Source organism: Sphingomonas sp. UYP23 (assembly GCF_054059235.1).
In genome coordinates, this window is record NZ_JBSSBX010000001.1 from 1431323 (window position 1) to 1444533 (window position 13211).

Annotated in this window: 13 protein-coding genes and 1 pseudogene; 7 read left to right on the forward strand and 7 right to left on the reverse strand. The window is 64.6% G+C overall.

Translation table 11 applies throughout. The features are described 5' to 3' along the window. Positions 1–34: 34 nt before the first annotated feature. Positions 35–1746 (forward strand): annotated as a pseudogene (locus ACVWYO_RS07045) (M28 family peptidase). 90 nt (positions 1747–1836) lie between these two features. Here ACVWYO_RS07045 and yghU read toward each other — a convergent pair. From yghU to ACVWYO_RS07060, 3 genes are read right to left on the reverse strand one after another with little or no spacing between them, the layout of a single operon-like run. Beyond that, positions 1837–2712 carry a glutathione-dependent disulfide-bond oxidoreductase gene (gene yghU / locus ACVWYO_RS07050; protein ID WP_457349403.1) on the reverse strand — a complete coding sequence of 292 codons (876 nt, stop codon included), beginning with the start codon at positions 2710–2712 and terminating at the stop codon, positions 1837–1839. Beyond that, a complete protein-coding gene (locus ACVWYO_RS07055; RefSeq protein ID WP_457349404.1) occupies positions 2690–3037 on the reverse strand; it encodes a hypothetical protein in 348 nt (115 codons plus the stop codon). Before ACVWYO_RS07055 ends, yghU begins: the two co-directional genes overlap by 23 nt. Positions 3038–3044: 7 nt before the next feature. Continuing rightward, entirely contained in the window at positions 3045–3707 is a 663-nt protein-coding gene (locus ACVWYO_RS07060; protein WP_457349405.1) for a peroxiredoxin-like family protein, read from the reverse strand. A 760-nt stretch (positions 3708–4467) separates the two neighbouring features. Between ACVWYO_RS07060 and ACVWYO_RS07065 the strand changes: the two genes are divergently transcribed. From ACVWYO_RS07065 to ACVWYO_RS07075, 3 genes are all read left to right on the forward strand, one after another. Next, positions 4468–5418, forward strand: coding sequence for a helix-turn-helix domain-containing protein (locus ACVWYO_RS07065; protein ID WP_457349406.1), 951 nt, complete (start codon positions 4468–4470; stop codon positions 5416–5418). A 189-nt stretch (positions 5419–5607) separates the two neighbouring features. Then, on the forward strand, positions 5608–6144 hold the full coding sequence (locus ACVWYO_RS07070) for a sigma-70 family RNA polymerase sigma factor (RefSeq protein ID WP_457349407.1): 537 nt from the start codon (positions 5608–5610) through the stop codon (positions 6142–6144). After that, complete coding sequence (locus ACVWYO_RS07075) at positions 6134–6775, forward strand: NrsF family protein (protein ID WP_457349408.1); 642 nt, start codon at positions 6134–6136, stop codon at positions 6773–6775. The genes ACVWYO_RS07070 and ACVWYO_RS07075 overlap by 11 nt, the downstream gene beginning before the upstream one ends. A gap of 292 nt (positions 6776–7067) precedes the next feature. On the opposite strand, the gene ACVWYO_RS07080 is transcribed toward ACVWYO_RS07075, so the two are convergent. The 4 genes from ACVWYO_RS07080 to ACVWYO_RS07095 all read right to left on the reverse strand — a co-directional run bounded on the left by ACVWYO_RS07080 (position 7068) and on the right by ACVWYO_RS07095 (position 9242). After that, positions 7068–7793, reverse strand: coding sequence for a DUF1223 domain-containing protein (locus ACVWYO_RS07080; RefSeq protein WP_457349409.1), 726 nt, complete (start codon positions 7791–7793; stop codon positions 7068–7070). 11 nt (positions 7794–7804) lie between these two features. Beyond that, positions 7805–7942, reverse strand: coding sequence for a hypothetical protein (locus tag ACVWYO_RS07085; protein WP_457349410.1), 138 nt, complete (start codon positions 7940–7942; stop codon positions 7805–7807). Positions 7943–8127: 185 nt separating this feature from the next. Next, entirely contained in the window at positions 8128–8334 is a 207-nt protein-coding gene (locus ACVWYO_RS07090; RefSeq protein ID WP_457349411.1) for a hypothetical protein, read from the reverse strand. Between the two features lie 26 nt (positions 8335–8360). After that, the gene (locus ACVWYO_RS07095) at positions 8361–9242 is read right to left on the reverse strand and encodes a LysR substrate-binding domain-containing protein (protein WP_457349412.1); all 882 of its coding nucleotides are present in this window, start codon (positions 9240–9242) and stop codon (positions 8361–8363) included. A 254-nt stretch (positions 9243–9496) separates the two neighbouring features. On the opposite strand from ACVWYO_RS07095, the gene ACVWYO_RS07100 reads away from it, so the two are divergent. From ACVWYO_RS07100 to ACVWYO_RS07110, 3 genes are all read left to right on the forward strand, one after another. Then, entirely contained in the window at positions 9497–11437 is a 1941-nt protein-coding gene (locus ACVWYO_RS07100; RefSeq protein ID WP_457349413.1) for a TonB-dependent receptor domain-containing protein, read from the forward strand. Positions 11438–11618: 181 nt separating this feature from the next. After that, positions 11619–12461 (forward strand): MNIO family bufferin maturase, encoded by an 843-nt coding sequence (bufB, locus tag ACVWYO_RS07105; RefSeq protein ID WP_457349414.1) that lies wholly within the window; start codon positions 11619–11621, stop codon positions 12459–12461. After that, on the forward strand, positions 12458–13210 hold the full coding sequence (locus ACVWYO_RS07110; protein WP_457349415.1) for an HvfC/BufC family peptide modification chaperone: 753 nt from the start codon (positions 12458–12460) through the stop codon (positions 13208–13210). Before bufB ends, ACVWYO_RS07110 begins: the two co-directional genes overlap by 4 nt. The last annotated feature ends 1 nt before the right edge of the window (position 13211 follow it).

Here is a 13211-nt window from a genome sequence, read left to right on the forward strand (position 1 = left end):
CCCCGCGATGAATGGCGCCGTTCGTTCGGCCAAGATGCGGCGGCAACGCCACGCCGTGTTTCGGCGCTTCGAAGCCGTACACGCCGTACTGCGGCGCTTTGACACACGATGGGTTCTGGCGCTCGAACTCTGGTTGATCGCGGCGCCGGCTTTGGCCGACCCGCCGCGTCCGGCGGCACCGCCTTCCATCTCGCTACAGACGCTGAAGGACGTCACCCGGACATTGTCGTCCGATGCGTTCGAAGGACGAAAGCCGGCTACGCCCGCAGAGACAAAAACGACCGATTACATCGTCGCGCGCTTCAAGGCGGCGGGGCTAGAGCCTGCGAATAACGACAGCTGGTTCCAGCCGGTGCCCGTCGTCCAGCTGACTCCACACGACGTGTCGCCGATGGTTTTCAGTGGTGGAACGAGCCCGGTGTCGCTTCAGTACCGCGAGGACATGGTGCTGGCGTCATTCCGGGTCACGCCCGAAATCGTGATCAAGGACAGTCCGGTCGTGTTCGTCGGCTATGGCATCACCGCGCCGGAACTCGGTTGGGACGACTATGCCGGTACCGACGTACACGGCAAGACCGTCATCATTCTCGTCAACGATCCCGACTGGCGGTCTCCAACCCGGACCGGCCTGTTCGAAGGCAAGGTGATGACCTATTATGGTCGCTGGTCCTACAAGCTCGACGAAGCCGCACGCCATGGTGCGACCGCCGCCCTCATCGTTCACGATACCGAACCGGCCGGATATGGCTGGAATGTCCTGCAGTCGACGAGCACCGGCCCGCTGCTGGAACCCGACGATACGAACGGCCACGCCGATCAAAGCCAAGCCATTGGCTGGATGCAGCTTGCCAAGGCCAAGGCGCTGTTCGCGAGCGCCGGCAAGGATTTCGACGGGCTCAGCGCTGCCGCAGCGATCAAGGGCTTCAGGGCAGTCCCCCTCGGCGTGAGCGCCTCTGTTTCTTTCGCGAATACCATCAATCGACAGACCTCGAAGAACGTCATCGGCATATTGCCCGGCACGTCTGCTGCAAAAGACTATTTTCTGTTCACCGCGCATTGGGATCATCTCGGCCATTGCGACGCCGTCAACGGGGACGATATCTGCAACGGTGCTCTGGACAACGCCAGCGGCATCGCCGGGCTGGTCGCGCTTGCAGAAGCCAATGCCAAAACTGGACGAGCCCGACGTTCGCTCGTCTTCATGGCGCTCACGTGTGAGGAATGCGGCTTGCTCGGCTCCCGCTACTATGCCGATCACCCGGTATACCCGCTGGCACACACGGTCGGCGGCGTGAACATGGACGTCCTGAACGTTTCCGGGCGCACGAAGGATTCGTCGTGACAGGCGCGGGCAAGTCCGAGCTTGAGGATCGTGTAAAGATCCTGGTCGCAGCGCAGGGGCGCATCATGAAACCCGACCCGTATCCGGAGCGGGGCAGCTATTTCCGTTCGGACCATTTCAGCTTCGCCAAGGTCGGCGTGCCGATGTTCTACGGCGAATCCGGGGAAGATCTCCGCGTCGGTGGCGAAGCGGCTGGGCGCGCCGTTGCGCTCGATTATCTTCAGAACCGCTATCACAAGCCGCAGGATGCCTATGATTCGACCTGGGACTGGTCGGGCACGATCGAGGATCTGCAGCTCTATTACGGCCTGGGACGGCAGCTGGCAGACAGCAATGACTGGCCGAACTGGTATAAGACTGCGGAATTCCGCGCGATCCGCGACAGGAGCCGCGCCGCGAAGTGACCCCGGCGGCGGCGCATCCGCAGGTGCCCGCCGCGCCCGACAGTCTTTGGATCGGCGCGCGGCGGCACAGCCGGCTCGGTGGCGTGGCGATCAGGCGATGGCGATCTTGTCCTGAGTGCGCAGGTCGAAATCGCTCGAATCGTGCCGCTCGTGGAGCTGCTCGGACGGCGCGCCGGTGAAGCGGTTGACGATTCTTCCGCGCTTCACGGCCGGGCGCGCAGCGATGTCGGCCACCCAACGCTGGACGTTGGCATAGTCCTGCAGCGCCAGGAATTCCGCTGCGTTCCCGTAAAACTGGCCCAGCGCGACGTTTCCATACCAGCACCACACCGCGATGTCGGCGATCGTATAGTCGTCACCGGCCAGATAGGGCGTTTCCGCCAGTCGTCGGTCGAGCACGTCGTATTGACGCTTGGCCTCCATCGCGAAGCGATCGATCGCATATTCGATCTTGGTCGGCGCATAGGCGTAGAAGTGACCGAAGCCGCCGCCGAGATAGGGCGCACTGCCCATCTGCCAGAACAGCCACGCCAGGGTCTCCGCGCGCGCGGCCCGATCGGTCGGCAGGAATGCGCCGAACTTTTCCGCCAGATAGGTCATGATCGCCCCGGACTCGAACACGCGAATCGGCGTGGGCTCCGAACGGTCGAGCAGCGCCGGTATCTTCGAGTTCGGATTTACCGCGACGAAGCCGCTTCCGAACTGGTCACCCTGGTCGATGCGGATCGGCCAGGCGTCATATTCGGCACCCTCATGCCCCAGCGCGAGCAGCTCCTCGAGCAGGATGGTCACCTTCTGGCCGTTCGGCGTGGCAAGGGAATAGAGTTGCAGCGGATGCCGGCCGACCGGCAGCGCCTTGTCCTGGGTCGCCCCAGCGACAGGACGGTTGATGGCTGCGAACTGGCCGCCGTTCGGCTTTTCCCAGACCCACACCTTGGGTGGATTATATTCCTGCTGATCGGACATGCTGTGCTCCTGTTGATGGGTCGCGATATGGTGTCGGGCTAGTGTGGCTGGTATACGTGATTCGGCCCCAGCCCGTCGCAACTGCAGCGGCCTTTGTGACCGCGGTGCTGAACGCCGGGCGCGCGTCGAGCGTGGCGAACCAACGCGCGAGATTGGGAGTGGCGGCCGCGGAATGGGCCAGGGCCCGCGCGATCAGCAGTTCGGCAAACTGGAGGAGCAGGAGGATCTCGATCGCGTACGGGATGTTCGCCTGCGCGAACGACACCAGGAGCGTCTCCGAGAAGGTGTAGAGCCGGTGGGCTTGGCTGAGGGCGGCGCGTCCCATGCGGCACCTATGCCGCTTTGCGGCGCGCGAGCGCCGACAGCGTCGCCGTGATGGCGCCGGGCTCGAGCCGGTTGCGAAAGTCGACATCGACATGGGCGAACGCGATGATCCCGTCCCGGTCGATCACATATGTCGCCGGTATGGGAAGCACCCAGCTTTCGTCACCGTTGCGGTCAGGCAGCGCGTGGCCAAAGCCGGTGAAGATCGGCCGCAACGCGTCGGCGAGATCGAACGCGATTCCAAAGGACCTGGCGACGCGCGATCCGATATCGCTCAGCACCGGGAACGCGAGGTCGTTCTTCTCGACCGTGCTCAGCGATTCATCCGGCGTCTGCGGCGAGACGGCGATCAGCGTCGCGCCTGCAGCCTCGAATTCGGGGAGCATCGTCTGGAGCGCGCGCAGCTCGAGATTGCAATAGGGGCACCAGCCACCGCGGTAGAAGCTGAGCACGACCGGGCCAGCGGCGCACGCATGCGAGAGGCGCACCACACCGCCACGCGCGTTGCTCAGCGTGAAGTCGGGCGCCTGGCTGCCCGCCTTGAGCGCAGCATCGAGGATACCCGACGCACCGAGCGCGAGGTCTGCCTGGGACATCGCGGCTGCGATCCCGGCCGGCACCCGCGTCAGGAAATCGGCGTTCAGGGCCTTGAGGTCAGCTGTAAGGGACATCGGGGGTTCCTCGGGCAGAATGCCGGTTCAGGTGTGGCTCGAGAGGAGCAACACCACCGCGGTGAGCATGAAGCTGGAGAGGCCAGCGAGCGTCGGGACGAACTTGCGGATCATGTCGTGTCTCCGGTGAAAAAAGCCCCGAGGGTGGGGGGGAACACCCTCGGGACAGGCTGGGACGAGGTCAGGCGGCAGTCTTCAGGTAACCGGGGGCGACCCGTTCGACGCCCTGCCGGACGCCATCAACCGGCGTGCCGGCAGGGGCGGTTGCAGTGTCGCGACGTTCGAACTCGGTGATCGTCATGGTCGGTGTCCCTGAGGGGTTCGGGGCCAGCCGCACTGCTCGCCTGCCACCTGAATGAGCCATCCAGTGCGCTTCCAGAAGGCGGGCTGTGGCGATATGATCTATGCAGATACGGAATATACAAACGCCGCCTGCTGGACCGTTCGTCCGCGATGGAGGTCCTCACCCCGTTCGCGGACGCCGGGGCGATGGCCCTGCCGGGAGGCTTGCTCAGGAGCATCCGTCAGGACGTCGGGCGGAAGAATGGCGCGTGGACCGAGATCGATGCGCCTCGATGGAGCCGGACATCGCAACGGCCCGCCTGCGTTCGAATCGCGCCGTGTCGCCCGAGGCAAGCTCGCCGCGGGCTGAGCATAAGACCGTGCACTCCGTGCCGGATTATCCCGTGCCGTGCCGCATCATCCGTATTTCGCATCTCGTTGCGAAACGTCTGGAATCGTCACGACAAAACCGCACACTATGCCGATCATGAACACCACAGCGATCGACCAGATTCTCGCCGCGCTCGTGGTGAACGTGAAGGAGTTCGCCGTGTGTGAGTTCACCGCGACTTCGGCGATCGCGATCGAGCCGCTCGACAAGATGGAAGTGCATTTCGTGCTCGCAGGTACGCTCTATCTCGGCCTGGTGGACGGAGACTCGGTCACCGCGCCGGTGGGCAGCGTCGTCATCGTGCCGGCGCATATCCGCCAGGTAATCGGGGGTTCGGCAAATCCCTCGGATATCTTCCGCCCTGAAGACACGTGCAGCAGGCGCCGCGATGGCTTGATGCAGTATGACGCCACGCTGGGACGCCCGGGCAGCGTCGTTGTCGCCTGCGGTCAGATCAAAGCCGATATCGGCGGATCGTTCGGGCCGTTTGAAGGGCTGAAAGAGCCGATCTGTTCGCCTGTCGCCGATGAACCGGTCGTCGGGGTTGCCGTCTCGACGATCCTTCGGGAAACGGGTGCCACGTCGCTCGGAAGCAAGGCGCTGATCGGATCGCTGATGAAGGCGTGCCTGATCCTGGCGCTCCGTCGATCTGTCGAAGAGCTTGGCGCGCGGAAAGTCCTTCCCGGCCTGTTCGAGCGACCGTCCTTGGCGCGGGCGGTGGCGCTCGTCATCGCGGAGCCAGCGTCAAATCATAGCCTGACCGCCCTCGCGCGCGCAGCCGGCATGAGCAGGTCCAGATTCGCGAAGGTCTTTGCGGAGACGTTGGGAACGCCACCGATGGCATTCGTGAGCCAGGCGCGCCTCGAAAAGGCGCGGGACCTCCTTTTGTCGACCGGGCTTTCGATCTCCGACATCGCGCATCATGTTGGCTTTGCCAGCCGCAGCCACTTCAGTCGCAGCTTTCGCAACGCCTTTGGCATCGATCCGACCCGCATGCGCCGGACCGGCGCGAATGGGGAGGTGCAGGATGCGACATAAGCGAAGGCGCGCGATAGCGAGAGCGAACCGCATCCCGGCGCTGCGGCGAAGCCCCCTACCCGAATTTCTTTTTTCCAAATCTGTAACCGGCCCGCCCGTCTTGCCGAAAGACGCGATGTGCAACCCCGCCCACGTCTTGCGTTTCAAAGATCGGCCAGCGCCGCAGCTCTGGCGCCGAGGAGCGCGTCGATGAGCGAGACCGCCGACCAATGGGGCCAGTTGATGGCCGCGGCCCAGGATGGGCACGCCGCCGCCTATCGACGGCTCCTCGACGAACTCAGGCATTGGCTGAAGGGCTTCTACGCACGCCGCCTTCCCCCCGCGGTGGTCGACGATGCCGTCCAGGACACCCTGATTGCGATTCATGAAAAGCGCCACACCTACGACCGGGAACGGCCATTCAAGCCGTGGCTGATGGCGGTCGCCCGGTACAAGTGGATCGATCGCCTGCGGTCGATGAGCCGCTCGAGGACGGAGGAGCTCCCCGACGAGATCGCCGTCGAGGATCATGAGAGCAGCGTGACCAGCTCGGTCATTTTGGCGCGGTTGATGACCGAGTTGAAACCCGCGCAGGCCGACGCCATCCGGCTCGTGAAGATCGAGGGCTTTTCGGTTGAGGAAGCCTCCGAAAGGACCGGCCAGTCCGGATCCCTCATCAAGGTGAACATCCACCGGGGGCTGGCACGACTGGCCGCGATTGTTCAGAAGCAGACCGATGTCGAATGATGCCCTGATCGATAAACTGGTAAGTGACCTTCGTCCGGTACCCCGGCCGAGGCTCGCCCCCCAGCTTGTCATCCTCCTCGCTTTAGCCACCGTCGAACTCGTCGGTTTCCTGGCGCTTGGCACGATGCGGCCCGATATCGGCGCAGCGCTTGGCCGACCAGCGTTCTGGTGGAAGATGGCAGGGCTCGCGGTTCTCGCGATGATTGGCGTACATGTAGCGTTGCGGTCCTTCAGCCCCGTGTCGTCGCCGCGAAAGGGGCTTCGCCGCTGGGCGCTCGCCGTTGCCGGGATCATCCTTGCGGGCGCACTTCTCAACTTTGCGGGGCTCGGTCTGGATGGGCTGGGGGCCCGGCTGATGTGGCGAATGGGCGTCGAGTGCCTGACCGTGATGACGGTCCTCTCGGTCCCGCCTGTTATCGCGCTCGGCTATATGATGCGCCGCGGCGCACCAACCGATCACGCTGCAAGCGCAGCCGCCGTGGGTGTGGCGGCAGCGGCGTGGGGCGCATTCATTTTTGCCTTCCACTGCCCCAGCGACGACCCCTTCTACATCGTGTTCTGGTACGGACTCAGCTGCGCCGCCATTACGCTGCTCACGCGCGCCATTCTCCCGTTGCTTTCACGCTGGTAGGATCGGCCAACGCGCGAAAGCAGGCCCGTCCGTGTCGGCCGGAACGGTCGCACGCCGATGGTCGGTAGTTTGCCCAGCAGGTCGGACGCCAAGGCGCGAGTGCAAGAACCGACCCGCCCACCGCCTGGGCGGCCTTGAGCGCGCTCAGGAAAAAGGGACGGATCGGCTTTGCCTGAAGCGGTGCGGCGACACGTGCCGACGAAGCGCAAAACGAAAGGCGGGCGAGAGATGCAGCTTTCCGCAATCGAGGAACACCAGGCGTCATCGGTCGCGACGGTGTGACGGTTACGACTCAGCTCGCCTTGGTGGCCGCAATCACGGGACCACCGCGACCCGCCTGGAGGAATACCGCCGTCGAAAGACCCGGCGCCGCGCTCGGGACAGCATATTTCACTGCGGCGCCGGTCCAGTGACCGACCATTGTAAGTCGGCGAACAATGTTCCGGTGCGGGATCGTGCGGCCGCCGTTTTCGCCAGCCCTGATAGCGACCTGCACGGTTCGCGGATCGAAATTGGCGACCCAGACATCAGCGCCCCGAGCGGGCGACCGGCCGGCAGCGATGGCGAGATTGCCGTCGCGGATGGCCAATGCGGGTCCTTCGGCGGAGGCGGCGCGAATCGCGGTATCGAGCTCGGTTCGGTCATTGCCGACGATCGTCCGGTTGCCGTTGATCCACACCTGGGGCGTCGCGACATTGCCCCGGTGGTTGAAGCGGGCAAAGTCCCATTGCCGCTCGGTGAATTGCGGAGATGCGAAGGTGTCGCGCCAGCCGAGACTATCCCAGTAGGTGACGCCGAACGAGAGCGCCACGACATCCGGCCGGTCGGCGAGCGCGTTGACGTTCGCATCCGCCGGTGGGCAGCTTGAGCAGCCCTGGCTCTGGTAGAGTTCCACGAGGACCGGCCCGCCGTGGCGCGATGTGGCCGGTTGCACAGCCCCACGGCTGGATTCGAGCGCTGCGACGCTTCCGGCAGTGACGGCAAGAAGGGCGAAAATGGCGAAGGGGGTCCGCATCATAAAATCCTCGGTCAGAGTCCAGGCGTCGCGGTTATCATCGTTCCCGCGAGCGGAACGGCGGCGCTCCCCAGCGCGGCATGGAGCGGGGCACCCGCGCCCAGAAAGGGGAGCGCGGCGAAGAGCGCCGGATGGCTGAAATGCGTGTTCATCGGGATGGTCCTTGAACTGGAGTGCGATGCCACAGAATTCGCCGGTACGAGCGGTCCGGTTACAATGCACCCAGACGGATCTGCCGTGCGCCAGGACCGGCGGAAAGCGGCCATTCCGTCACCGCTCCCGGCATGGATGCACTTCCTGCGCACGCTCCGTGCGCAGGACCGAACCCGCCATACGGTCAGCGCTCGCCTCCCAGGATCGGCGGCGCGGGGCGCGCGAGCGTTCTCCTGCGCAAGGGTCTCGTCTCCGGCGCAATCGTCGCCGAGATCGGCGTGCGCGTCTGGCCGGGCTCGGAACCCCGCCCTGACCGGGCCGTAGCGCCGATGGCTGCGTCGTTCTGGATCAAGCTGCGGTACACTGCGTCGGTCGCGGCGACGCGTTTCATAGCCCTTCAAAGCCGTCTCGAGCCCGTTACTCGGGTGTCGCCTCGAGTTCGCCCAGCAGCCAGCGCCGGAAGGCGACAATTTTCGGATCGCTGCGGCGCCCCCGTTCGTAGGCGATCCAATACGCGCTGCCATCGCGCGACGTGTGATCGAAGGGTGCAATGAGTGTGCCCTCGTCAAGGTCCCGCCTCGTAAACGCCGGCATCAGGATCGCAATGCCCTGGCCGGCGCGCGCCGCAGCCGTGCATTCTGTCTGAAAGGTCAGTTTGATCTCGCGTCCGCTGGTGCGGCGCTGACCGGCTGCGGTCTCGAACATCCAGATATCCCACCACGGTTCGGGCGGAACGATCCGACGCAGATCTTGCAATTGTGAAAGCGCGATGGTGCCCCCGCATGCGCGCAGAAATTCCGGGCTGCACATCGGCGTGAACGTGACGTCGAACAGCTTTTGACTGACCAGCGGTTCCCAACCCCCGGCACCCGATCGTATGGCGATATCGTAGTTTCCATCTGCCGGATCGCGGATCTCGTTCTCACCGACGACGCGAAGATCAATGGTCGGATGACGGTCCTGGAAATTCCCCAGCTTTGGACTGAGCCACAGATTGGCAAAGGACGCAGTCGTCGTAACCGCCAGGGAATGATGTCCCTCCGGCCTGCGCAGCCCCTCTTCGATCAGAGTGAAGGCGCGGATGACGGCTTTGGCGACGCGTTCGCCATCGCCGGTCAGCGAGACGCCGCGCCCGCCCCGCCGAAACATCGTCTGGCCGAGATGCATCTCGAGACGCTTGATCTGATAGCTGACCGCCGCCTGCGACATGCCGAGTTCCTGGGCCGCCGCCGTAAAGCTGCCGAGCCGCGCCGCCGCCTCAAACGCCCTGAGGGCCGTCAGCGAGGGGAGATTACGCATGTCTACCGATAAGCTCACCTTATGACTCGGGTCAAGTTCGCGTTGGTAGCGACGTGGTGCGCGCAATACGCGCCAGGGTCTCGGAGCATTTGGAGACGACGTTGCGAACGGTGGATCAGGGGTGCCGAAAAAGGCAGAACAGGCGCCGTCGCACCCGCGCGAGGACCGGCAGTCTCGCGGGCATCCCTTGTTCGTACCGGGCCGCCATCGCCATTCTTACGATCGGCGGTCTCCCGCAAACGCTCCATGCACAGGTGGCGGACGGCGCCGACGTGTCTCCCAGCCCGGCGAGCATCGCCAACGTCCTGCCGGTCGCGGTAGGTCCACCGGCCGTCTCTCAAGGGCGGGCCGACGAAAACGTCGTACGCCAGGCAGAGGATGCCTTCGGCGCGACGATCGGGCGCGAGACGCTGGGGATCTACAGCAGCAGCAGCGTTCGTGGCTTCTCGCCGCTCGCGGCGGGCAATGCCCGTATCCAGGGGCTCTACTTCGATCAGGTCGCAGCACTCGACGCGCGTATCCTTCGATCGGTCAGCATCAAGGTCGGTCCATCCGCCCAGGGGTACGCCTTCCCGGCACCGACCGGCGTGGTCGATTCGGTATTGCGTCGCCCAGGCGCAGAGCGCCTCCTTTCTGCGACGATCGACACCGATACGTTCGGCACGAGGAGCATCGAGCTCGATGGCGAGCTGCCCGTGTCGTCCACGCTGTCGATCGGAGCCGGTGCGGGCCTCTACGACACCCGGAACTTCGACCATACGAAGAGCCATCAGAACGATGCGGCGGCAACGGCTTGGTGGAGGCCGGGCGCCGGCGTCGATATCCAACCCTTCTGGTCACGCTCGAACCTGACCGGCGCAAATTTCAACCCGGTGCTCGAGCCGGCCGGAGCGTTCCTGCCGCCGCGTGTTCGCCGAGACCTTTATTACGGTCCAAGCTGGGCGACGTCCGCGGTCGAATCGACGAACCTCGGCGTGATCGGGCGGGCAAAGCTTGCACCGCATTGGACGCTCGACGCCGGCATTTTTCGATCGATCACGGACATCCCGTACAATGTCGATATCTTCCTCATCAGCTTGCAGCCTGACCGGTCGGGTGACCTTATCGGGTTCTTCGATCCGCCGGTGCGATCGGCATCGACGTCCGGCGAGGTCAGGCTCACCCACGATTTCGACGAGGGGCCGCGCACGCATTCGGTGCTGGTGTCGGTGCGCGGGCGCGACAGCACGAACCGCTATGACGGTTCGTCCTTTGTCGATCTGGGCCCGGTGACCGAAGGGGTCAAGATCGATATGCCGGAGCGGCGGGTCAGCTTCACCGCGCAGAACCACGGCCGCGTCCAGCAGATTACCGTCGGCGCAGCCTATGCCGGGCACTGGCGCAACGTCGGCGAGTTGAGCCTCGGCCTGTCGCGTGTCGACTACACAAAGACCCTCGGCCCGCCGGGCCTGCCCGGGGTGAAGACGACGGACCGCCCCTGGGTCTACAATGTCGGTGGGGCCGCCTACCTCACGGGTCGGGTCGCGCTTTACGCGGCCTATACGCGCGGCTTCGAGGAGACCGGCGTGGCACCATCGAACGCCGCCAACCGCGGCCAGGCGCTGTCCTCGATCGTGACCGAGCAGAAGGAAGCCGGCATCCGCTGGCGTGTCGCCAAAACAGTCAGGTTGGTCGTCGGCGCCTTCGACATTCGCAAGCCGTATCTCAGCCTGGATCGCCAGAACGTCTACACGACCCTTGGCAGCACCGAGAACCGGGGCATCGAAATCTCGCTGTCCGGGACTCTGCCGGCCGGGTTGAGCGTCGCAGCCGGCGGCGTCTTCCTCGATCCGACAGTCGCCGGAGCGGTGCGGGGTCTTGGCGGGGTCGGCAAGCGTCCAGTTGGAGTCCCGCTTCACTCGGTCGACGTCAACCTCGACTGGCAGATCCCTGGGCAAAAGGCCCTTTCGGTCGATCTGGACGTCGACAATACCGGCCGGGTGGCCGCTTTGGTCGACAACCGTCTGTTCCTCCCGGGGATGACGCTCTTCGACCTCGGAGCGCGATATCGGTTCAAGGTTTCCAACGCCAAGGCAACATTTCGGGTCCAGGCGGCGAACGTCTTCGATCGATTTGCCCACAGTTATTACGCCCCCGGCGCGTTCCAACCGATCAGCGGTCGTCGCATCAATGCCTATCTCGCAATCGATATCTGATCGCCGGCTCAGCATGGTCGGGACGAGGGCGTTGCCGCCCCCGGGAACGACCCGAAGAACGCGGGAAATGCCGGATTTTTCCTGCGTCGATGTAACCTGCACCGCCGAAGCGTCGAACGTGTCTTTTTGCCGGACGGGTCTTCCCGCCACTCGCGCCCGGCACATCATTTGGAGGTAAGCCGTGCCGCACGTCGAGATCGCGCCGTTTCAGGGGTTCGGGCTTGGGCTGCGCATCCCGCACTTCCAGGATTTTATGAACGACCCCGTCCCGGTGGATTTCGTCGAGATCATCTCGGAGAACTTCATGGTCGCCGGCGGCCGCCCCCTCTATGTCCTCGACCAGGTGCGGGAACGCTGGCCTGTCGCGATGCACGGTGTTTCGATGTCGATCGGTTCGGCCGACGGGGTTCGGACAGACTATCTCAAGCGTCTTAAGCAGCTCGCCGACCGAGCCGAGCCGCTGTGGGTCTCCGACCATCTCAGCTGGTCAAGGGTGGAGCATGTCAATTCGCACGACCTTCTGCCCCTGCCCTTCACCGACGAGGCGCTCGACGCGGTCTGCGCCAACATCCGGCACGTCCAGGACGTGCTCGAGCGGCCGCTCGTTCTCGAGAACCCGTCGACCTATCTGGCCTTCGCCGACGATCAGATGACCGAATGGGCGTTCCTCACCGAGATGACCCGGCGCACCGGCTGCTATCTCCTCCTCGACGTGAACAACATCTATGTAAGCGGCACCAACAACGGCTTCGACCCCTATGACTATCTGGCGGGTGTCCCCGTCGATCGCGTCCGCCAGATCCATCTCGCGGGCCATAGTCAGGGGCGCGAGCGACTGATCGATACGCACGACCAGCCGGTGCCCGATCCGGTGTGGGACCTGTTCGGGCGGATCTACCCGCGACTGGGTCCGGTTGCAGCGATGATCGAACGCGACGACAATATCCCGCCGCTCGCGGCGTTGCTGTGCGAGCTCGACATCGCACGCCGGATCGCTGCCGAAGCGATGGCGGTCGCGGCATGAGCCTGCTCGCCCTGCAGCGGACGTTCCTCGACTTCCTGCTCGACCAACCGACGGACCTTGCGGTTGCCGTAAGCGGCAGTGCCGGACCGGGTCTGGCGGTCTACCACAATGCCTATCGCGCGCAGCTCGTCGCTTGTCTGAAGGACAGTTACGAACGGCTCTGGGCCTGGCTCGGAGACGACGCTTTCGACGCGGCGGCGCTTGCGCATGTCAGTCTCCATGCGCCCACGAGCTGGACGCTGGGCGATTACGGGATCGGCTTTGCCGACACGATCAGCGCCCTCTATCCCGAAGACCCCGAGGTCGCCGAGATCGCTGCGCTGGACTGGGCCCTACGGCGCGCGTTCGACGGTCCCGATGCGTCGCCGTTCGATCCGACTCGCCTCGCAGAGATCGATTGGGACGAGGCCGTCATCCACTTCGTGCCGACCCTTGCCCTGCTACCGGTGACAACGAATTGCGGCGCGATCTGGACTGGGATCGCAGCCAGCGATGATGTTCCGGCCGCGCAGATGCTGCCCGAACCGGCGTGGGTTCGCGTCTGGCGGGTCGAATTGCAGCCGCATTTCGCGACGATCGAAGCGACCGAGCGGGAGGCGATCCAGCTTGCAGCATCCGGGGAGCGTTTCGCCCGCCTGTGCGATCGCCTCGCGGAAACGATCGGCGTGGAGGAGGCCGTTTTGGCCGCAAGCCGCTATTTGTCGTCCTGGCTACAGGACGGTCTGATCGCGGACATCCGACAAAGATAAG

Bases quoted from the DNA above. Each gene is read 5' to 3' on its own strand.
- yghU (WP_457349403.1), bottom strand. From the start codon at position 2,712: ATGTCCGATCAGCAGGAATATAATCCACCCAAGGTGTGGGTCTGGGAA.
- ACVWYO_RS07055 (WP_457349404.1), bottom strand. From the start codon at position 3,037: ATGGGACGCGCCGCCCTCAGCCAAGCCCACCGGCTCTACACCTTCTCG.
- ACVWYO_RS07060 (WP_457349405.1), bottom strand. From the start codon at position 3,707: ATGTCCCTTACAGCTGACCTCAAGGCCCTGAACGCCGATTTCCTGACG.
- ACVWYO_RS07065 (WP_457349406.1), top strand. From the start codon at position 4,468: ATGCCGATCATGAACACCACAGCGATCGACCAGATTCTCGCCGCGCTC.
- ACVWYO_RS07070 (WP_457349407.1), top strand. From the start codon at position 5,608: ATGAGCGAGACCGCCGACCAATGGGGCCAGTTGATGGCCGCGGCCCAG.
- ACVWYO_RS07075 (WP_457349408.1), top strand. From the start codon at position 6,134: ATGTCGAATGATGCCCTGATCGATAAACTGGTAAGTGACCTTCGTCCG.
- ACVWYO_RS07080 (WP_457349409.1), bottom strand. From the start codon at position 7,793: ATGATGCGGACCCCCTTCGCCATTTTCGCCCTTCTTGCCGTCACTGCC.
- ACVWYO_RS07085 (WP_457349410.1), bottom strand. From the start codon at position 7,942: ATGAACACGCATTTCAGCCATCCGGCGCTCTTCGCCGCGCTCCCCTTT.
- ACVWYO_RS07090 (WP_457349411.1), bottom strand. From the start codon at position 8,334: ATGAAACGCGTCGCCGCGACCGACGCAGTGTACCGCAGCTTGATCCAG.
- ACVWYO_RS07095 (WP_457349412.1), bottom strand. From the start codon at position 9,242: ATGCGTAATCTCCCCTCGCTGACGGCCCTCAGGGCGTTTGAGGCGGCG.
- ACVWYO_RS07110 (WP_457349415.1), top strand. From the start codon at position 12,458: ATGAGCCTGCTCGCCCTGCAGCGGACGTTCCTCGACTTCCTGCTCGAC.